This is a genomic window from Frankia sp. RB5, assembly GCF_059816245.1.
Map to the genome: position 1 here is coordinate 149,728 of NZ_JCBATA010000001.1, position 18,969 is coordinate 168,696.

The 18,969-nt window shown below is 66.9% G+C and carries 20 protein-coding genes; 6 read left to right on the top strand and 14 right to left on the bottom strand.

Annotation, left to right across the window (positions count from 1 at the left end):
• Positions 1 to 74 precede the first annotated feature (74 nt).
• From AC6EXY_RS00610 to AC6EXY_RS00630, 5 genes are all read right to left on the bottom strand, one after another.
• Positions 75 to 1,277 (bottom strand): TIR domain-containing protein, encoded by a 1,203-nt coding sequence (locus AC6EXY_RS00610; RefSeq protein WP_499816784.1) that lies wholly within the window; start codon positions 1,275 to 1,277, stop codon positions 75 to 77.
• 501 nt (positions 1,278 to 1,778) lie between these two features.
• Entirely contained in the window at positions 1,779 to 2,309 is a 531-nt protein-coding gene (locus AC6EXY_RS00615; protein WP_499816785.1) for a hypothetical protein, read from the bottom strand.
• A gap of 596 nt (positions 2,310 to 2,905) precedes the next feature.
• Entirely contained in the window at positions 2,906 to 3,406 is a 501-nt protein-coding gene (locus tag AC6EXY_RS00620) for a DUF4365 domain-containing protein (RefSeq protein ID WP_499842274.1), read from the bottom strand.
• 266 nt (positions 3,407 to 3,672) lie between these two features.
• Positions 3,673 to 4,566 (bottom strand): IS982 family transposase, encoded by an 894-nt coding sequence (locus tag AC6EXY_RS00625; protein WP_499816787.1) that lies wholly within the window; start codon positions 4,564 to 4,566, stop codon positions 3,673 to 3,675.
• Between the two features lie 298 nt (positions 4,567 to 4,864).
• Positions 4,865 to 5,713 carry a tyrosine-type recombinase/integrase gene (locus tag AC6EXY_RS00630; protein ID WP_499816788.1) on the bottom strand — a complete coding sequence of 283 codons (849 nt, stop codon included), beginning with the start codon at positions 5,711 to 5,713 and terminating at the stop codon, positions 4,865 to 4,867.
• Between the two features lie 284 nt (positions 5,714 to 5,997).
• Here AC6EXY_RS00630 and AC6EXY_RS00635 point away from each other — a divergent pair, with 284 nt between their 5' ends.
• On the top strand, positions 5,998 to 6,138 hold the full coding sequence (locus tag AC6EXY_RS00635; protein WP_499816789.1) for a hypothetical protein: 141 nt from the start codon (positions 5,998 to 6,000) through the stop codon (positions 6,136 to 6,138).
• Positions 6,139 to 6,185: 47 nt separating this feature from the next.
• Here AC6EXY_RS00635 and AC6EXY_RS00640 read toward each other — a convergent pair whose 3' ends face one another.
• Positions 6,186 to 6,932 (bottom strand): dienelactone hydrolase family protein, encoded by a 747-nt coding sequence (locus AC6EXY_RS00640; protein ID WP_499816790.1) that lies wholly within the window; start codon positions 6,930 to 6,932, stop codon positions 6,186 to 6,188.
• Positions 6,933 to 7,270: 338 nt separating this feature from the next.
• Here AC6EXY_RS00640 and AC6EXY_RS00645 point away from each other — a divergent pair, with 338 nt between their 5' ends.
• On the top strand, positions 7,271 to 7,453 hold the full coding sequence (locus AC6EXY_RS00645) for a hypothetical protein (protein WP_101833908.1): 183 nt from the start codon (positions 7,271 to 7,273) through the stop codon (positions 7,451 to 7,453).
• Between the two features lie 69 nt (positions 7,454 to 7,522).
• On the opposite strand, the gene AC6EXY_RS00650 is transcribed toward AC6EXY_RS00645, so the two are convergent.
• Positions 7,523 to 7,828, bottom strand: coding sequence for a hypothetical protein (locus tag AC6EXY_RS00650; protein ID WP_101833911.1), 306 nt, complete (start codon positions 7,826 to 7,828; stop codon positions 7,523 to 7,525).
• A 579-nt stretch (positions 7,829 to 8,407) separates the two neighbouring features.
• Positions 8,408 to 9,112, bottom strand: coding sequence for a helix-turn-helix domain-containing protein (locus tag AC6EXY_RS00655; RefSeq protein ID WP_499816791.1), 705 nt, complete (start codon positions 9,110 to 9,112; stop codon positions 8,408 to 8,410).
• A 92-nt stretch (positions 9,113 to 9,204) separates the two neighbouring features.
• Here AC6EXY_RS00655 and AC6EXY_RS00660 point away from each other — a divergent pair, with 92 nt between their 5' ends.
• Positions 9,205 to 9,918 carry a hypothetical protein gene (locus AC6EXY_RS00660; RefSeq protein ID WP_499816792.1) on the top strand — a complete coding sequence of 238 codons (714 nt, stop codon included), beginning with the start codon at positions 9,205 to 9,207 and terminating at the stop codon, positions 9,916 to 9,918.
• Between the two features lie 45 nt (positions 9,919 to 9,963).
• A complete protein-coding gene (locus tag AC6EXY_RS00665; protein ID WP_499816793.1) occupies positions 9,964 to 10,800 on the top strand; it encodes a plasmid pRiA4b ORF-3 family protein in 837 nt (278 codons plus the stop codon).
• Between the two features lie 35 nt (positions 10,801 to 10,835).
• On the opposite strand, the gene AC6EXY_RS00670 is transcribed toward AC6EXY_RS00665, so the two are convergent.
• The 3 genes from AC6EXY_RS00670 to AC6EXY_RS00680 all read right to left on the bottom strand — a co-directional run bounded on the left by AC6EXY_RS00670 (position 10,836) and on the right by AC6EXY_RS00680 (position 13,182).
• Entirely contained in the window at positions 10,836 to 11,336 is a 501-nt protein-coding gene (locus tag AC6EXY_RS00670) for an SDR family oxidoreductase (protein ID WP_499816794.1), read from the bottom strand.
• A 210-nt stretch (positions 11,337 to 11,546) separates the two neighbouring features.
• Positions 11,547 to 12,131, bottom strand: coding sequence for a copper chaperone PCu(A)C domain-containing protein (locus tag AC6EXY_RS00675; protein ID WP_499816795.1), 585 nt, complete (start codon positions 12,129 to 12,131; stop codon positions 11,547 to 11,549).
• A gap of 313 nt (positions 12,132 to 12,444) precedes the next feature.
• Entirely contained in the window at positions 12,445 to 13,182 is a 738-nt protein-coding gene (locus tag AC6EXY_RS00680; protein WP_101831651.1) for a glucose 1-dehydrogenase, read from the bottom strand.
• 89 nt (positions 13,183 to 13,271) lie between these two features.
• Here AC6EXY_RS00680 and AC6EXY_RS00685 point away from each other — a divergent pair, with 89 nt between their 5' ends.
• Together AC6EXY_RS00685 and AC6EXY_RS00690 are read left to right on the top strand one after the other, a co-directional pair.
• Positions 13,272 to 13,688, top strand: coding sequence for a MarR family winged helix-turn-helix transcriptional regulator (locus AC6EXY_RS00685; RefSeq protein ID WP_243407462.1), 417 nt, complete (start codon positions 13,272 to 13,274; stop codon positions 13,686 to 13,688).
• A gap of 564 nt (positions 13,689 to 14,252) precedes the next feature.
• Positions 14,253 to 14,441, top strand: a complete 189-nt coding sequence (locus AC6EXY_RS00690; RefSeq protein WP_101831650.1) for a hypothetical protein — start codon at positions 14,253 to 14,255, stop codon at positions 14,439 to 14,441.
• Positions 14,442 to 14,499: 58 nt separating this feature from the next.
• On the opposite strand, the gene AC6EXY_RS00695 is transcribed toward AC6EXY_RS00690, so the two are convergent.
• From AC6EXY_RS00695 to AC6EXY_RS00705, 3 genes are all read right to left on the bottom strand, one after another.
• Positions 14,500 to 14,799, bottom strand: coding sequence for a hypothetical protein (locus AC6EXY_RS00695; RefSeq protein WP_101831648.1), 300 nt, complete (start codon positions 14,797 to 14,799; stop codon positions 14,500 to 14,502).
• Positions 14,800 to 15,244: 445 nt separating this feature from the next.
• Positions 15,245 to 16,279 carry an aminoglycoside phosphotransferase family protein gene (locus tag AC6EXY_RS00700; protein WP_101831646.1) on the bottom strand — a complete coding sequence of 345 codons (1,035 nt, stop codon included), beginning with the start codon at positions 16,277 to 16,279 and terminating at the stop codon, positions 15,245 to 15,247.
• The gene (locus AC6EXY_RS00705; protein WP_101831645.1) at positions 16,276 to 18,843 is read right to left on the bottom strand and encodes an aminoglycoside phosphotransferase; all 2,568 of its coding nucleotides are present in this window, start codon (positions 18,841 to 18,843) and stop codon (positions 16,276 to 16,278) included. The genes AC6EXY_RS00700 and AC6EXY_RS00705 overlap by 4 nt, the downstream gene beginning before the upstream one ends.
• Positions 18,844 to 18,969: the final 126 nt, after the last annotated feature.

The following is an 18,969-nucleotide window of genomic DNA, read 5'->3' on the forward strand; positions in this document are numbered from 1 at the left end:
CGGTGCGTCGCGGCCCCGCACCGTGTCCTCACTCGCGCAGACGGGGCCAGTGCGCTCTACTTTTCCAGCGTTTTTCAGCTTGTGGCTGTACCGAGTTCCTGCGGACAATCTACCGGCGACCGCCGGATAAGATCTGCCCATTCATTTGTCACTTCTCTGCTTTCGATCATTATCGTAAGCGCTTTACGGAGACGTCGCATAGTCGGACGCAACAGACGAGTGCTGCCCTCAAGATCGGATACCGTGCGAACCATACTCTCCGCAGAGCCGAAACCCTCCCTGGCGGATATGGCTAGATCAGACATCGAGGCAAAGAACTCACATACGACGGTCCGACTTTCAGGTCGTCGATCAATTTCATCGGGCGCCATCTCGATAATCGTGCGAATGCCATCGTCGACCGTATTGAGCTGCGTCGAATAGTTGTTAATCAGCGCTTCGATTCGCACTACCGGACCTTCTAGATCCGCCGCTAGCTTGCGTGCTTCCGTTAGCCGCACAGCATAGGCGGAACTTTCACCAGCCGCCCTTATTCGCAGGTTAGCCGCCTGCATAGAGTCGCTGACGTGCTCAATTTCTTTCGCTACGGCCACGATGGTCTCTACCCACTGGGGCATCGTCTCCTCGGCCGCAGCAATCTTGTCCACATATCCGGCCTCATTGTCATCGTCATCAGGGGACAATGGCGCGGGCGGTACGCTTTCCGGCCGCAGAGACTCGGCGGCAATGTTTGCATCCTTGAGTCGTCTAGCAAGGCGCGAAACCGCACTCCGGTACTCTCCTGAGTCGCGGGCCGCGAAGCGCAGTTGCGTCCAATCTTCCCACTGAAAGGTCCTGACCAAGTTGATTAGATCGTCTTCGGAGCTCTCGTTAGATAGGGCGGGAACATCAACGTAGAGGATAGGCAGAATCAGATCCCGGACGCCAATTCTATCTGCACGACGCGCGAAAATCTGGAGCTCACGCCGACACTCAACACTGAGGAAGTATCGAGGCGTCAAAATCGGGATGAAAAAAGCGACCGAAGAAAGGCTCTCCCCGATCCTGCTGCGCCACTCCTCACCCCACGCGATGTGATCTCGGTCAAGGAACAGTTCTATCCGCTCAGCGGTAAGCAGCTCGTATTGTTCGGAAATATCTCTCACGAGCTGACAGATGCGACCGCCTTCCGCCTTATCGTCGTCGTGCTGATACGACAAGAACCCCCGTGCTTGCGTCATGTCCGGCAGGCTACTCTTTGCTATAAAGCGAACATCGAGCAGGGTGAGACAGCCCACTCATTGCAGCTGACGCGAGCGCTTAGCCGATCCAGCCCTGGCACAATGGCCAAACACTATCTCGCCGCCGGGTACGCTTAGCGGCTACACCCGCGGGCAGGGGGCATGCCAGCGGGCGGCCGGGAGACATTGGGTCGGGCCACGTGGCGGGAGGCAATGGCCGTCGGGGCGGGTGGCAGCCAGAGCGGCAGCCAAGCCCACGGACGGCGGGAGACAGCCACGTCGCTCGGTGGACGAGGCCAAGCCAGTGACCGGCGCCGGTGCATGTCCACGGACACCGACGGACGAACCTCTGGTGATCTCTTAATCCGTGGGTTGCGTCACTCACGCGGCCCGGAGAGCGTAGCCAGTTGCGTAGCCGAGTCCGGCGGAGGTTCACGGACGGGTGCGTTCTGGGGGAGTCAATGCGCGACTCAAGCCAGCGCCGTGCGACGGCAGAGGGGCGCGTGCGCCGGCCGGCGCCATGCTCGCCCCACGCCCCCGATCGTTTAACCGGGGCGATTAGGAAAGCTGGCTTTCGACGATCGCCTTAACTGACAGAGGCTCCCTTATAATTGCTTGCGACTGCACATCTTGAACAATTCCACGGGCGATGATTGTTGCTTTCTCTTCGTACCAGCGAACTGCCTTTGAATGCACCTCTTCGCCGACTAGAACGCGTAGCTCTGTGGGACGCCCGTTGCGATACGTGTGGATCACAATAAAATGTTCCCGTTCGTCTGGATCCCGGCCTATGGTGATGAGTCGTCCGACGTAATTCATTTCTCGATCAGGGGCGGGAGTCGCGAGACGTCGCGCGAGCGATTTGAGAACCGACTGAGCGGCCTTATCGAATGCAATCGTTGTTGTGCCCTCAGGCGCCGGACCGGGAGATAGGCCCCACTCGAAAGCAATTTTTAAATGCTCAATGTCTTGCCCCTGTAGCATTTTTGCGAGAGAGGAACATAGCTCACTAGAGACGCCAGCAGCAACTGCATCATCCAAATCTCTTTCGATGCTCTCTCCTGTCTGATCAACCAAGCGACGAGCCATGGTGAGTGAATCCGAGAGGGCTCTTGTGGTTCGGCGTGGAAATGCTTCGAAAAGCTCGTCTGAGAACAGCTCGTCTCGGGTGTCGACCGAGCGGACTTGGACGTATATGGGAAATATGAAAGACCCGTCTTTTGTGTGCCCCAAGAGAGCCTCGCGTGCTACTCGCTGCGCTCTCCTATCGTATTTCCCGTCTATACGTCGAGTGGGCCGAACGGCTGACGTTCCGGCGCATGAAATCAAACGCTTGGCACTTGATACTGCTGCGCTGGCCTCGCCTAATTGAATATATCCAGGCCTCAGGGACTGGCCCTCAATTTGCATCTTTATTAGATCGAAACCGTCGTTTATTAGGCGAAGCCACAAGGAGCCAGGATCTGTATCTGTAGCATTTGCGAGTCTTGCGACCGTTTCCCTAGCCAGCGCGAAGTCTGAGGCCCAGTTATTGGGGATGGCAACTCGGAATCGGTCCTTCCCCCACATCTCACCCCTGGAGCCGGTGCCGGCAAGCGCCCAGCCTTGGATCTGAAGAAACCTCTTCACGGTTTCCACGCGCGGTAGGGAGCTCGGTGCCTGGCGAGGTTCGTGAACAGGGTGACTCACACGCCCACACCATACTCTGAGATGAGCGTGGAGTGCCAATCGTCTATCGTCTCTGCAGTGAATCTCCGGGTTCTTTTCAGCTCAACTGACGTGGTACCTTCGTCGATTCCGTCTATGCGAGACCAAAGTGCGTATGAGTTTAGAACGGTGAACTGTTCCTCGTAGCGCACCCAGTCAAGCTCGTCTCTCGCAAGCAAAACTACGACTAGGTAGGCAGGATTAATCTGGCGCCTCCATTTTTCCCGCCACTCATCTTCAATGGGAAAATATAGCGATTCGCGCCCGTTTTTTAAGGACCACTGGGTGGTGCCCTTAATCTGGACGCGTATAGATCCTTCTAGGTACTTGATGTCGCCATCAAGGGCGAAAATGTCTTCGTCGGCAGAATTCTCGCCAAAAGGGACGTGGGCATGCGCACACACTTTTCGAACATAGGAAACTCCGTAGCGGCCGATTGCGCCACTCAGATCCAAGCGTCCGAACTGTCTCCGACTCAACTCCCACCCCCCGGCGCGGACTGCACGATGCGTGCCAGAAAGGACACTCTACGACATGTCGCTTCATACGGCCACCTACTTGAAGGAACACGTGGAGTGATTCTGGGCTCGAGCGTGTTGCGAGCCTGCGGTGATCGATGGTCCGGTTGGGCGAGGCTGTGTCCGTGACCAGGTCTTCGGATGCCCGGACGCGTCGGCGGACGAGATGCGGTGGTCTCCCAGTCCGTGTGTGGGCCGAGCCGCCCTAGACGAGTAATTCCTGAGGGTCAGTGGTCGTAGGCGATCAACGAGCGGATCACTGGCGCGCCGGTCTTGTGGTTGTGCCAGAGCCCCGCGGCCATGGCCGTGATCCGCTGGGCGACCCGGATCCCGATGCCCTCGAGGGTCCGTCCGCCGTGTTCTTCCAGGTCAAGCTGCCCTTTGAGGGTGTCGTTGACCGACTCGATCAGCTGTCGGACGCTCTTGAGTAGCGATTCCCCGGGCCGTACCTTCTCGTTCTTGCGGTGCGGCCGGAGCAGTTCGATGCCCTCCTCGGACAGGTGCTTCTCGAGCTCCCCGGAGGCGAAGCCCTTGTCCGAGATCAACAGGATCTGACCGCGCTGGTTGATCAGATCCTCGTCGCGGTCGAGTATCGCCTCGAGGACCTCCCGCTCGCCGATCTTCGGGTCGGCCAGCGCCCACATGATCGGCATGCCGACGGGTGTGCGGACCAGGTAGAGCTTGAGCCCCCAGTAGAAGCGTGAGTGTGACGCGCAGTAGCCGTAGTTGGCCCAGCCGGCCGCGTTGGAGCGTTTGACCGTTGGCCGGGACATCCCGCAGGGCACGGGCGTCGCGTCGATGATCCACACGTCGTCGAACCAGAAGTCGGTGTCGGCCGCGAGGTCTCGGATGACCTTCTTGACCAGCGGCAACGCGTTGCGGAGTCGCTTGTTGTAGCCCGGTTGCAGCGGAAGGTAGGGGAACATGTCGGACATGTGTTTGCGGGCGTACCGCAGCCAGCGGGCTTCCGAGGTGAAGCCGAGTAGCGACTGGGCGACGGCCAGGCAGACAAGCTCGGCGTCGGACAGTAGTGGGTGTCTGCCCGCGCGCCGCCTCCCGTCGTACCTGTTGTCGATCTTTACGTAAAGTGCCGTGAGGAGGGTCTCCAGGTCTTGCGTCACAACTCGATCTTGGAGGCCCTCTCTCCACGTCTACGCACCAGATGCACAGCGTCAGGACGCGGCCGGCCGGTCAGGACCGGGTCAGGAATTACTCGTCTAGGAGGCCCGGTGTAGCCAAACGTGTAGCCAAGCCTGCGGACGTTCGCGGACGGCTGCGGTCGATGGCGGCCCAGATGGCCAGGTCGGAGGGAGCGCTACGGACAGACGTGGACGTCTGCGGACGGACCGGGCCGACTTTGCAAGGCAGGGGTTCGGGGTTCAAATCCCCGCGTCTCCACCAGCATATTTGCATGATCGACTACCCCTCACGATCATCGCCGGTCGGCGAATCGTCAGCAGAGTCGGTCAGCGCGTCTCGCAGCCGGTCCTCGTAGTCGCGCGGACGGTGGGTGTACCGGTCGAGCGTCATACTCGCGCGTTCGTGCCCGAGTGCGACCTGTACGACGTTCACAGGCACCCCCTCCGTGATCAGCCACGTGGCGTAGCAGTGCCGCAGCCCGTGGAAGGCCAGGGAGTCCGGCACCCCCGCCGCCGCCCGAGCCGGCACCCAGACGTGGCGCCGAAAGTTCGACCGTCGCAGGAAGCTGCCGCCCGAGTCCGGAAACACCAAGTCGTCCGCGCCCGAGGGGACGAGTTCCGCATGTCGTCGGAGGCGAGTGACGAGAGCCTGCGGGAGTGGCACCGCGCGCCGACCCGCTTCCGACTTCGGATAGGGCTTTCTCGTCAGCCGACCCGACACCTCCACCACCGTTTCGATGACCACGAGCCGCCGCGCGTCCATGTCCACTTGAGCCCAGCGGAGACCGGCGCACTCACCCCACCGAAGCCCCGTGTAGGCAGCCGTCAGCACGAGCGCCCGATATCGTTCGGGCAGCGCAGGAAGAATCTTGCCGACCAGCTCAGCCCGAGTGATCGCGCGTCGACCGACCCGCGCGCCCTCCGAGCCGGAAGACTCACACCTCCACACGGGTTGATGGCCACCAGGCGAGCCCGGACGGCCGCCTTCATCGCCGAGTACAACAGCCGGAAGCAGGCCACCACGGTCTGTGGCGCGAGCCTCTCCGAGAGGCGAGTCACCCACCCTTGCACGTCCAGATATCCGATGGCGATCAGCGGCCAGTCTCCCCACTGCGGCAGTACGTGGCATCGCATACGGGAATCCGACGCCGCCGCAGTTGTCAGCTCCACATTCCGTGCAGCTATCCACCTTGCCGCGTGGTCGCGGAACAGGATCTTCCCCGCCGACGGATCGAGGTACGCGCCGCACGACTTTTCCGCCTCCACCGTCGCCAGAAACGCGCGAGCGTCCTTCTTCGTCCGGAACGTCTTCGCCCGCTGACGCGCGACCCCGACTTGGAGATCAATTGGCCTTCTTGCCTAATAGGCGGGGACGACGGTACGTGCGCTTCGCGCGTTACCGGGACCACATCAATGAACTTCCCTACCTCCCCACGCACGGCGTTCGGCCCGACCAACATCGTCCACCAGCAGACCCGCGCCCGCTACGTCGCCTCCCGCGCCACCCGCCCGGCCTGGCCACTCCCCGTCACCACCACTACATCCGCAGCATGATCACCCAAACGCGGTCCCAGACGTAGTACGCAGAGTCGGAAGACCGCCTACCGTCCGCTGCTGGCCTGCCGGCCTGGCCTCACCTCAGGTGCCGGGCGAAGTACCGGGCCCCGTCGTCCACCTCGAACCACGGGACGCCGGTGTGTCCGCCGAGGGTTGACGTGCAGGGTCTTCTCCTGGGAGCCGAAGACGTCGAACAGGTCCAGGGCCGACTGCCGGTCGTTGCCCTCATCGTCCCACTGCAGCAGGACCTGCAGCGGAATGGTGACCTGCCGGGCCTGGTCGACCAGGGCGTCGGGCACGAAAGGCCCGGCGAAGAACACGGCGGCCGAGATGCGCGGCTCGACCACCGCCAACCGGATGCCGAGGGCGATCAGTCCGCCCCCGAACCCGACCGGGCCGTCGATCTCGGGCAGCGCAAGGAGTGCGTCGAGGGTGGCCTGCCATTCCGGAACCGACGCGTCGACCAGCGGGAGGACGACGGCGTTGACGATCTCGCCGGCCGGCTCGCCGGCCGCCATCGCCCGGCGCAGGTCGGCGCGGGCCGCCTCGGCGCCGGCAGAGCGGGGGCGGTCACCGCTGCCGGGGAGCTCGATGGTCGCCGCGGCGAAGCCGTACTGTGCCGCGTGGTGCCGGGCCCGCCCCGCCAGCCGGGGGCGCATCGTGGGCAGCCCGCCGGGGTGGCCGACCAGGATCAGCGGCACCGGTGCGGAAACGGATCCGGGCGTCCACAGGACGCCGGGGATCTCCCCGAGGGAGCTGTGGCCGTTCTTCACCCGCCACGCCAGGTGCACGCCGGTCGCGGCCGCGACCCGTCAGCGACCCATCGAGAAGAAGTTCCGGTCCGCCAGGTTCAACGTCCCCCGTGCCAACTGCCCGACCAGCGGTCCCACAGCACCTGCTCGCTGCGGGGGTGACGATCTTCGCGCAGGTCAGACAGACCCATCATGTTGGTCCTGCGTGGACCCCGGTCGCCATCGATCATCACGCAATGCACCCGGACGATGAGGAGATGTGACGATTCTGCATTCTCGGCGTAACGGCGTGTACATTCTCGTATGTGAGCCTGAGGAATCCTGGCATCTGCCCGGCTAGGCGGCGTGCCTCTGATCCTTGAATGGCGGGTGATCCCATGGCTGATATCGTGACGCTGGCAGCGTCCGTGAACGATATTCCCAGCATGTCGGAAACGGATGCGATGCTGGAGGAGCTGCGCAGGCTGCCGCGGACCGTGGAGACCGCCAACCTCATTGATGGCCTTCTGGATTTCCGGTCGCTGCTGGCGATCTCGACGGATCCCGCCCGCGAGGCGTGAACCCGGGCAGGCGCGCCGGGGAAGGGGCTGAAGGTCCCTGGTCGCGCCTGCCCGGTCCGTGGAGCGCTCTTACTGGGCGCCGAAGGGCTGCTGGCCCTGCTGGCCCTGGCCGCCCTCCCCGAACCGCTCGCCGGACACGCCGCCCTGGCCCGCGCCCACGCCAGCCAGTTCGCGCAGTCGGTTCTCGACGTACCGCTCGCTGTGGTTCGTGCGGTCCGCGATCCGCGCGATGAGGTCGTTGATGCCGGTCGCGGCGTCGATGTCCGACGTGCCGACCTGGCCGAACTGGTCGAGCAGGCGGTAACGCAGCTGTCGCCAGTTCTGCCGCAGCTGCTGCTCGAGCTGCTGACGCTGCTGCTGCTCCTGCTGAGTCATTCTATGATTCCTTCCTCGTGGTTCTTGTTTGCCTGGCGTTCCCCGCGAGAAGAGACGCTATCCAACGCCTTCGCGGCGCACCACCTGACTACCGAGTCGGCGTGGATAGTCGCAACTCGCGGAATATCTCGGCTTTCGTGGTATCTCGGATTTCGTAGTTATGTGGCGGGCTCTCCCGGGCGTAACCGGTCAGGTCTCGTAGATCGTTTGTTTTTGTTGCGCCCCGAGCGCGGGGAAGGAGCTTTCTGAAGGTAGGCCGGTAGCTCATTACACGTGCGTGCTGCACGGACGATGGAGGAGGCGGACCCTTGATCGTGAGGGCCGCAGGCGCTCCTGCGTCGTCCTACGGGGGAGGAGCAAAACCACTTCAAGGTGCGTTAGCTGAAGACTGTCGTGCTGAGCGTTGGAGAAAAGGCGGTGTGAGAGCCATCAGGCGGGGAGCCCGGCGGCATAGCTCGCCGGGACACGGCCAGCCCGCGTCAACCAAACTGGCAGACCACGACCGATGGCTGCGCACGACGAAACCTCAGCGGCATACCTGTGAGGGGACAGGAAGCGGCCACGAGTCCCTTCTGGCTGTCAGCCTTCGATGCCGGTGAGGAAGTTGAATGCGGGGGGTGAGCCGGCCGTGCTTTGCAGGGTCTTCATGACCTTGCTGGGGTTGTCATATGGGCCGGAGATGTAGAACGGCTTGCCGTCCCTGCCGAAGGTAATGGCTGACGGGCCCGCCCACGAACCCAGATGGCCGGCGGCCGGAGCGAAGTCGACGTGCGGCTCGAAACCCAGGCCGCGGGCATATTCGACCGCGCCGAACACCAGGTCGGCCGCCAGGTCGCCCGGGGCGTCCTGCCAGCCGTCCGGGTAGCTGGCGAAGTAGTCCGGCAGGAACCGCGACAGCTCGAGCTCGGTCTTGACGTCTGGGCCGAAGGCGTTCTTCACCCCGAGGCAGTAGACGTCGGCCAGGTATCCGCACACCGAGACCCTGTCCCAGCGGTGCCTGCGAGCGACCAGCACGCTGACCAGCCCGCCGATGCCGTCAGGTTCCGGTGCCTGGTCGACCCATCCCCGGGACGGGTCGACAGTGAGCCCTCGGCTCCAGCCGGCGTTGACCCAGCAGCCGACAACCGCGGGCTCACCGGCCTCGGCCTGCGTCTGAGCCGCGACCGTGCGCACCAGCCGGGCGACCGCCGACGGCGGCATGCCCAGGACGCGGGCTATCTGTTTCGGCGACCTTCCCGCGTCCCGCAGCTGGGATACCTGCTTGAGGAGGTCCGCGTCATCCATAGGCGCCGACACTATCGGTGCTGCCGATATCCCCCACCGGTGCCACACAGTCGGCCGCGATCCCGTGCGGGACCTCTCGTACGATCACTCGGATGAGCGGGGACCTCGTCGATGATGCGTACGGCTGTGCTGTGATGTCCCGCGCCCGCGCGCTGGCCCGCTGGGTCGGGGCGACGGGTAGGCGGGTGACCGCGAAGGGTGTGCTGCGGCCGGTCGATGTCGCTGAGGCGGCGAAGGCAACGGGTGTCGACCTTCCGGGCCGCGTGCGGTCCGCGGCCGATGTCGAACTGCTGCACCACACCTGGCTGGTCGCGCGGAGCGCCAGGCTGTTGGTGGTCGACGCGGTCAGGGTGATGGCTGGCCCGGGGCCGGGGGCCGACGACGATCCGCTGCGGGTGTGGCTGGCTGGCCTGGACGCGGTCCTGCTGGCGGAGTCGCATGACCATCGAGGCCGCGGCGGGGCGGCCGCGTGCCGGCTGGTGCTCGCCGTCTTGGCCGATCATCCATCCACACGTCGTGAGGACATCGAAAGCGCGGTGCTCCGGCTGCTCGAGGATGCCGGCGACCTGGGTGTCGCCAGCGCGATGTTCCAGGCGTTCCGCCGAGGGAAGACGGCGGTGGACGCGGCGCTGGGCGTCCTCGCCGACTTCGGTGCGGTCGACGACGAGACGCGCCTGACGCCGTTGGGTGGTCGGGCCCTTGAGCAGCTGCGGGACCGCGCAGGCGAGCCGGTCACCCCGGACCTGCCGGCCGAGATGCTCCTCACCCGGCTGGCAGCGGCGGACGAAGAGGATGCGGACGCCTGATACCGCCGCTGGCGTGGCGACCGGCCGGCGGTCGAGTCCGCTACCGTGCTTCTGCGGGCCGCGGCGGCGGCCACACCGGTCCAGCGGGTCGCCGCCGTCGGCGTCATCGCCGGGCTGGGAGAGCCGGTCCTGCCGGCCTGGCGGGCGGTTGTCGACATCCCGGAGCTGGCCCACCACGCGCGAGCCGTGCTGGCCGCCTGGCAGCGTGGCCCTGATCCCGATGATGCCTGCCAGTGGTGGCTGACGGTCGAGTACGCCCTGGCCACCCTGGACCGGGACGGCGCCGAGGCCGCCTGCTATGAGGTGGAGGAGCACGGCGGGCTCGGGGCCCTCCAGCACAGCGGGCATCCCAACGAGAAGGTACTGCGCGATGCAGTGGCCGAATTCTTCGGTTCCGGTCTCCGACTGCGTGTGTTCCAGCTGAAAGTCGCGCTGTCTCGGGGCCGGCCTCCGGTGTGGCGGCGCATACTGGTGCCGGCCAGCGCCACCCTCGGCGACCTGCATGCCGTGATCCGGGTCATTCTGGGCTGGGGCGACGACCACCTCCACTCATTTGCTGCCGACGGCGCTCGATACTCCGACCCGTACTACGAGCTGGACGACTGCGGCGACGAGAGCACTATCCGGCTGTCCCGTGTGCTGCCCAGAGCCGGAGCCGCGATGAGCTACGTGTACGACTTCGGGGACTGGTGGGAACACACCATCACCCTGGAGAAGATCGTCGACGCTGATCCGGCTGTCTCCTTTCCGACCTGTCTGGCCGGCCGCGGTGACGCCCCGGTCGAGGACTGGAATCCCGAGTATCCCGAAGATCCCACCCCCTTCGACCGCGACGACATCAACCGCCGTCTCGCCGACCTGACCTCCGCCTCAGGCGAATAGGCCGACGAGGCGATGTCGGTCGAGGGGCGGTTCTGTCAGAATGCGCCGCCGGCGGCGAAGGACTGAACGCTGATCCAGCGGGCGCGGTCGGAGGTGAGGAAGGCGACGATGTCGGCAATGTCGGTTGGCTCGCCGAGGCGGCCGAGGGGGATTTCGGCGACTATCCTGCCGAGCGTCTCGGCAGGGACGCCGGAGGCGAGTGCCTCGGTACGGACGGCGCCGGGGAGCACACAGTTGACCGTGATCTGTCTGGAACCGAGTTCCCGCGCGAGCACGCGGGGCGAGCTGCTCGACGGCTGCCTTGCTCGCCGCGTAGACCCGCTGCCCGGACGGCCGGTGATCGTCACCCCGGACGAGATCATCACTATCCGTCCGCCGTCGCCGACCCGGTCGGCAGCCTCCCGCAGGGCGAAGAAGCCTGCGCGGGTGTTGGCGGTGAAGCAGGCGTCGAGGCCGTCATCCGTGGTGGCGGAGCCGGGCGCGAGAACCGGGCGACGCCCACGTTGCTGACGACGCACCACCCGCCTGCGGCTCACCGAGGACGGACGGCTGTTTGGTCAGCGGCTGCGAGAAGCGGTGTCCACCGCGGTGGAGGAACGCTGGAGTTCGCTGCCCGCGGCCCAGCGGACGGCGCTGGCGCAGCTCACGGCGACCAGAACCAGCTGAGCTCGCGGGATCCGACTGTGCGCGGTTGGCTGGGGCGGGCCGGCTGGCGGCCGTGACGGCGGCAGCGTGCCGGACCGCTGTCAGCTGGCCGGTCCGGGGATTGGCGCGAAGAGCTCGATCTGGCCCGCTCGGGTGAAGGTCAGCACGATCGGTAGCGTGCCGGCTGGCCGGAGGGTCGCGCCGCGTAGGAGGAGCCGCGGGCCGGCCGGAGCTCCGATGGTGACGGTGTGGCCGGCGGGGATGGCCACACCACGCGTCGGCGTGTCGCCCGGGGCGGTGACGAGGGTGATCGAGCCGCCGAGTTCGCTGCTGGCCGCGGTCAGCGTGTCCGCCGCGGCGGCGGCGTTGTGGATGGCCAGGTGGATCGAGGCGGTGCTCGCGGACGGTCCGGCGGTGCTGGAGTTCGCGGTGATGGAAGTGCCCGGGGCCAGCGGCGTGACCTGGGCACCTGTGATCGTGATGGCTTTCGCTCCTGCCCGGCCGACGGCGAGCGTGTGACCCGTCGCGGGAGGCTGGCTTTGAGCGGACGAGCCGGAGACCGCGACCGGGCCTCCGGTTGACGAACAGCCGGCGACCGCGCTGGCGATCAGCCCGGCGGCCAGGGCGGCGAGCACGGCGGTCGGCACGCGGCGCCGACCATGACCGGTCGGTTCCGCGGGTCTCATCAGCGCGGGGACCTTTCCGATGGACGTGTGCTTCGGTCTCGATCCGAGTCTTGACGATGCGAGTCTCGACGAGCTGATCCGGGCGCTCGACGGCCTGAGCGCAACGCTACAAGAGTGGGCCGCGTAACAACGCCAGGCGACTGCAGCGGCGCATGCATGGCGTCATCCACGGTCGAGTCGTGGGGCCGACTGTGTGGCCACGTCAGCGGACTGGGACGACCCCGGAGCCGCTGGCGAGGTCGGACGGCGGCCGTCACATCGACCGCCGCCTCGCGGGCCTGATTGCCGTCGCGGGCGAACAGGTCCAGCGCTGTCAGAAGGCGCCGCCGCTGGCGGGGATGGACTGGCCGGTGATCCAGCGGCCGTTGTCGGAGGCGAGGAAGGCGACGATGTCGGCGATGTCGTTCGGCTCGCCGAGGCGGCCGAGGGGGATCTCGGTGACCGCTCTGTCGACCGTCTCGGCGGGGACGCCTGCGGCGAGTGCGTCGGTGCGGACGGCGCCGGGGAGTACGCAGTTGACGGTGATCTGCCGGGGGCCGAGTTCTCGGGCGAGCACCCGGGCCAGCTGCTCGACGGCTGCCTTGCTTGCCGCGTAGACGCCGGTGCCCGGCCGTCTGGTGATCGTCACCCCGGACGAGATGACCACGACCCTGCCACCGTCGACGACCCGGTTGGCCGCCTCGCGCAGCGCGAGGAAGCCGGCGCGGGTGTTGGCGGTGAAGCAGGCGTCAAAGTCGTCGTCCGTGGTGGTGGCCACGGGTGCGAACCGGGCGACGCCCACGTTGCTGACCACGATGTCCAGCCGGCCGAACCGCTGCTCGGTCGCGTCGAACAGGCCGCGCAGCTGCGCCTGGTCGGTGACGTCGGCCTGGATCGCCACGGCGCTGCCGCCCGAGCGGGCGATGGCGTCCACGACGCCGCCGGCGGCGGCACCATCGGCGCGATAGTTGACGATCACGCGGGCCCCGGTCTCGCCGAGGCGCTCGGCGATGGCCCGGCCGATTCCCCGCGACGCCCCCGTCACCAACGCGACCCTGCGCTCCTGCTCCACACCCGCTCCTAGTTAGTTGAGTATCTCGTCTATCGAGATCCTCAACTGATTTGGTAGAGCATGTCAACTGTCCGGGTACGCTCCGTCCTGTGGAGCCGACCGGGCAGCCCGACGATCTCGCCCGCACCCTGCTGGACGTGCACCGGCAGATGCGGGTGGTACTCGCCTCCGTCGCGCGCCAGGAGGGGCTGACCGTCGCGCAGATCGAGCTGCTCTGCGCCCTCGGCGATCGCCGTCCCGCCCTGGGCGAGCTGGCCGAGCTGCTTGGTTGCGACAAGACGAACATCACCGGCATGGCCGACCGGTTGGCCCGCCGTGGTCTGGTCGCGCGCCGGACCGATCCGGACGACCGACGCGTCACCCGGCTGCACCTCACCGACGACGGACGGCTTTTCGGTCGGCGGCTGCGAGCAGCGGTAACCACCGCGGTGGACGAACGCTGGAGCTCGTTGACGGCCGCTCAGCGCTCAGCGCTGGTGCGGCTCACGGCGACCGGGACCACCTGAACTCCAGCGGGGCCCACGCGGGGTTCAGCCGGTAGCCGATCGCTGTGCGCGTCGTACGGATGTGGCCGGCGGAATCCGCACCCTCGCACCCTCGTGGGCTGGTGGCTGCGCCGGCATGCCGGACGGCGGTCAGCTGGCTGGTCCGGGGATCGTCGCGAAGAGCTCGATCTGGCCTGCCCGGGCGAAGGTCAGGACGACCGGGAGCAGCCGGCCACCGCGCTGGCGATCAGCCCAGTAGCCAGGGCTGCGAGCACGCAGTGCCGTACTCGGCGCTGACCATGACCGGTCCGTTCCGCACGTCTCAGTCAGCGCGGTGACCCTCCCGGTGGTGCGTGCTGCGGGCTGATCGGCAGGCTGAGCGCAAATTCCGGCCGACGGTGAAGTGCCCGAGTTGACGGTCGACGAGTTCTTCGATCATCACGGAAAGTGGCCGGGCGAGGGGTAGGTGTAGTAAACCTGTAGCGTCGGCGTAGCGGTGGGTACACTATTGCGCGTGAGTCTGAGTAATCCTGGCATCTGTCCGAGCAGGCGGCGTGCCTCTGATCCCTGACTGGCGGGTGACCCATGACCGATATCGTCGCGCTGGCATCGTCTGTAGACGACATTCCCAGTATGTCGGAAACGGATGCGATGTTGAAGGAGCTACGCAGGCTGCCGCGGACCGTGGCGACTGCCAGTCTCATCGACGAGCTGCTGGATCTTCGGTCGCTGCTGGCGAACCTCGACGACCCCTGCCCACTGGCCGGCGCGTGAATCCGGGCAGGCGCTCCGTCCTGCGGGGCGCCTGCCCGGTCCGACGGACCGCTTTTCCCTAGGAGCCGAAGGGCTGGCCCTGCTGGCCCTGGCTGCCCTCTCCGAACCGCTCGCCGGAACCACTGCCCTGGCCGGCGCCCACGCCGGCCAGCTCGCGCAGACGGTTCTCGACATACCGCTCGCTGTGGTTCGTCCGGTCCGCGATCCGTGCGATGAGGTCGTTGATGCCAGTAGCGGCGTCGATGTCCGACGTGCCGACCTGGCCGAACTGGTCGAGCACGCGGTAACGCAGCTGCCGCCAGTTCTGCCGCAGCTGCTGCTCGATCTGCTGCCGCTGCTGCTGCTCCTGCTGAGGCATTCTTGATCCCTTTCTCGCGACTTCCGATTTTGCGGCTCTTCCCGCGAGAGGAAACACTATCCATGATCGCTACTTTGTGCGACCGGGCTGTCGAATACGAATACGTGTGTCATCCCGATGCCGGGTGGCCTGTAACTAAGGCCTGGATTGGGCGCCAACGGTGTTTAGCGAACAGGCGTCCGGCGATGCTGCGGTCGGACTCGCTGTCAGCTAGCAGGGCCGGGAATGGGGGCGAAGAGCTCGATCTGGCCGGCTCTGGCGAAGGTCAGCATGATCGGTAGCGCGCCGGCTGGTCGCAGGGTCGCGTAGGGACAGCCGTTCATTGGCGGCTGCCATGAACCAGGGCGAGGCCAAGCGATGACCGCGGCCATCTCGGGGAACGTCATGCAGCGTCGGCTGACCCGGACCCGGACCAGCCCGAGCGCGTTCCCGAAGACGACCTCGACTATCGGGGAAGCCGCACCTGCCGCTCCACCTCGCGCCGATCGGGGTGATGGCCGGTCCGCCAGACGGCGTGGGCCGCGGTGAGTTTGGTGGTGAGTTTGTCGAGGAGGGCGGCCTCGGCGGCGGGGGATTCGGATCTGGCGGTGATCAGCTTGGTGTAACGGACGGTGTCGACGATCGCTGATTTGACGCGTTCATGGGCCAGGTAGATCGCGAGGTCGGCCGTCCACTGAACGGCGGATTCGGCGGGGACGGCGGCATGCCACGCGGCCTGAGCGGCGTCCTCCTCGTCCGGCCGGTAGGCCATTTTGTGGAGGTGGACGGCGAGGTCGTAGACGGGGTCTCCCCACAGGGCGAGTTCCCAGTCGAGGAAATGGGTCACGCCGGCATCGACGATCATGTTCTTGCGGTGGATGTCGGTGTGCAGGAGGCGGAACGGCCGGGGGGAGAGGGTGTGCCAGCGTTCGAGAATCGTCTCGAACGGGTCTGACGGAAAGCCGAGGGCGGTGAAAAGGGCGCCGAACGCGTCGCGGAAGCGGGTGTGGACGCCCACGGTGACGTCGGACAGTCGGTGCGCGAAGGTGGCCGTGTCGCCGTCTGCGGGCCAGCCCTCGGGCAGCGCCGGCAGGTGCTGGAGCGGGACCCCGCCGAGCTGGCGGAACAGGCTGCCGACGTCGCCGAGCACATGGTCCGGGACCCGTTTGCCGCGCGGTGCCACCGCGTCGAGGACATCGCCGGTGATGAACTCGACCACCTGGTAGGCGGGGTCGGTGCTGGCACGGATCAGCCGTGGTGACTGCCGGACGACCGGGTTGATGGCCCGGACGACAGCGGCCTCGGGCCAGATCGCGAGGTCCATGGTGTCGGCGCCGGGGATCGGGATGCGCACGACGACCGGTCCGTCGGGGGTGTCGATCCGTACGTTGTGGTTGTAGAAGCCGGCGCTGCGGTCGGTGCGGGCCAGAGCCAGACGGTAGAGCTCGTCGGAATCGCTGCTGCTGGTGGCGGCCGGGTCCACGGGCTCGGGGAGGGTCATCGGGTTGCCTCGTCGAGGCCGAACAGGTCGCGGACGAACACGTGGATACGGCCCTTCAGGTCGTCGAGCGTCGTGGGTGGCTGGATGGCGCGTTCGGCGCGCTGGCAGGCCCGCGTCACCTCCCCGTCCTCGATTCCCAGTTCTCGCAGCGCGATGCCTGCGGCCAGTATCAGCGTCGGGTAGACCTCGGCGGCTTCCAGTTCGCTGACCGCCCAGGACACGGTTCTCCGGGCACGGTCGAGCTGGCCGCGGCGGGCTTCGAGCGCCCCCCGGTACAGGCTGGCGCGGGCGAGTCCCGACCGGTAGCCCGCCCGGGTCAGGGCCACGACCGCGTCGTCGAAGGCGCGCTCGGCGGCGTCGAGACGGCCCAGGCGCAGGGCGGCGACGGCAATCGCCGTGTGGCATTTACCGAGTTCGTGCTGGGCGCCGATCTCGGTCTGCACCTCGATGGCGGCGTCCGCCTCGGTGAAGGTCGCCTCGGCGTCGGCGAAGGCGAGGAACTCGGCCCGGTTGGTTCTGATGTTGGCGTTGCCGAGGTAGGACCGGGCCGTCTGGTAGCGGGTCGAGGCCTCGTCGAGGAAGGGGCGGGCGGCGACGAGGTCGAAGGCGAACCGGTGGGCGAGGTGGCGCAGGCGGGCGACGTCACCGCGGCATTCGGGGTGCCGGCGGGCGGCGATGACGTCGAGTTCGGCCGCGAACCGTTCGGCGTCGGCGAAGCGGCCCTGGCACATGTGCAGGTCGGCGGCCCACAGGCCGGCGTTCATCCGGGCGGTGTCGTCGTCGCCGCTCCAGACCTGGGTGTAGAGCGCGAGTGCCTCGGACGTCCGCCCGGCGATGCGGCGCGCCTGGCCGGCCGCGACGGCGAGCCGGGCGCCGACCGGGCTGCCGGCCTCCCAGGCCTGCTCCGGCGTCAGCTCGAGTGCCCGGGTGGCCTCGCCGCTACGCAGGACCGCCTCGACGTCGAGCACCTGGGCGGTCTGGACGAACTCGGGGGTGGCCCGGTCGGGATGGGTGCGGAGGAAGTCGCGCAGGTCGTCCAGCACTCCGCCGGCGGCGCTCTCGGAACCGCCGCGCACCGCGACCTCGACCAGGTCGAGGAGTTCCGCCCCGGTCAGCTCCCCGATGTGCAACGCGTGGAAGACCATTTCCTGGAATGCCACCGGGTCGGCCAGCATTCGCCCGTCCACCGTGCGGGACGCATCCTGGCCGGTGAGGCCGTCGTCCTCCGGGTCCTCGAAGGCCCGGTGTGCCCAGGCGTCGCGCAGGAGCCGGTGCAGTTCGAGCCGGGCGGGGGCGGAGAGCAGGTCGCGTAGCGCCTCGGCCATGAGCTGATGGAAACGCAGCTGCTCGCCGGCCGGATAGACGAACGAATACGAGGCGATCGACTCCCAGGCGGTCCGGTGACCGGGCAGCTGCAGCGCGGCGGTCAGCGTCCGGAAGATGTCGTGATCGAAGATCCTCGCCACCCCGAGAACCTCCAGTGTGCGGACCTCCTCGGCGCCGACGTGCTGAAGGAACCGCTGGAGGATCTCCTGCTGGGTCGCCGCGGCTCGTGCCCGGCGCGGTCCGCTGGCGCCGCCGTCCGAGCCGGAGCCGCTGGTGTCGACCGCGAGATGCAGATAGAACGGAAGGCCGGCGCTCGCTTCCGCCAGCCGCCGACGCTCGCCTTCCTCGGTGATTCCGGACGTGCCGAGCAGCGTGAGGCGCGCCTCCAACGGCAGCCCGTCGATCGGACGGGTACGAATGAGCCCGCGCCAGTCGGCGTCGTACACATCCCAGCGCAACGGTTCCCGGCCGGCGATGACGACCAGTCCGCGGTCGAGTTGGGCGATCAGGTCCCGCAGCCAGACGTCCGCCAGCTGGGTGCGCCCGGAGCGGGTCGGTTCCGGGACCAGCGCCTCGTAGGTGTCGATGGTCAGCACATACGGACGATTCTCGGACGCGGCCCGCAGATCCTCGGCGAACAGGAAGGTCACGGCGTCGACGATCTCGGCGTTCGGGAGATCGTCCAGCGACGACAACGTCTCGTCATGACGAATGCGGTGCCGGCGGCGGGCGTCCGTCGTCACCTTCTCCGCGGCCTTGAGCAGACCGAGCGCCGTGCCGAACACCGGCAGGCCGGCCACCGAGTCGACGATCTCCGTGAGGATGCCACTCTCCTCGACGAACGGCAGCGTCTCCCGGCTGATCCGCAGGTGTGGGTGAATCCGCTGCCACAGCACCGCGTAGGCGAGGTCGAACCGATCGAACCGGACGCCCTGCCCGCCCAGGTCGGCACGCAGCACCGCGAGCGCGTCCTCCTGCTGCCGCATCGCCGGCACCTGCAGATCCAGCGACGCGGTGCGCCATCCTTCCGGTGCCCGAACCCGCAGCTCCCGTAACAGCCGCGACTTGCCGATTCCCCCGACGCCCGTCACGTTCAACACGCGCGGAAAAGGAGCGCCGTCGGTGAGCGCCGCCTGCACCAGACCGATCTCCTCCTGGAACGCCCGCAGGAGAGGTTCCCGATCCACGAACTGCCGCTGCAACGCGGCCACCCGCCGAAACCGCGGCGTGATCGCCATCCCAACCTCCGGCGTGCGACTGCCCCAGACCGTCAGCGTGATCCGACGATCACCAGTCGTATCGAATCACGTCCGCAGCCGTTACTCCCGGCAAACTGATTAACCGGGACGACTTCGGTCAACGTG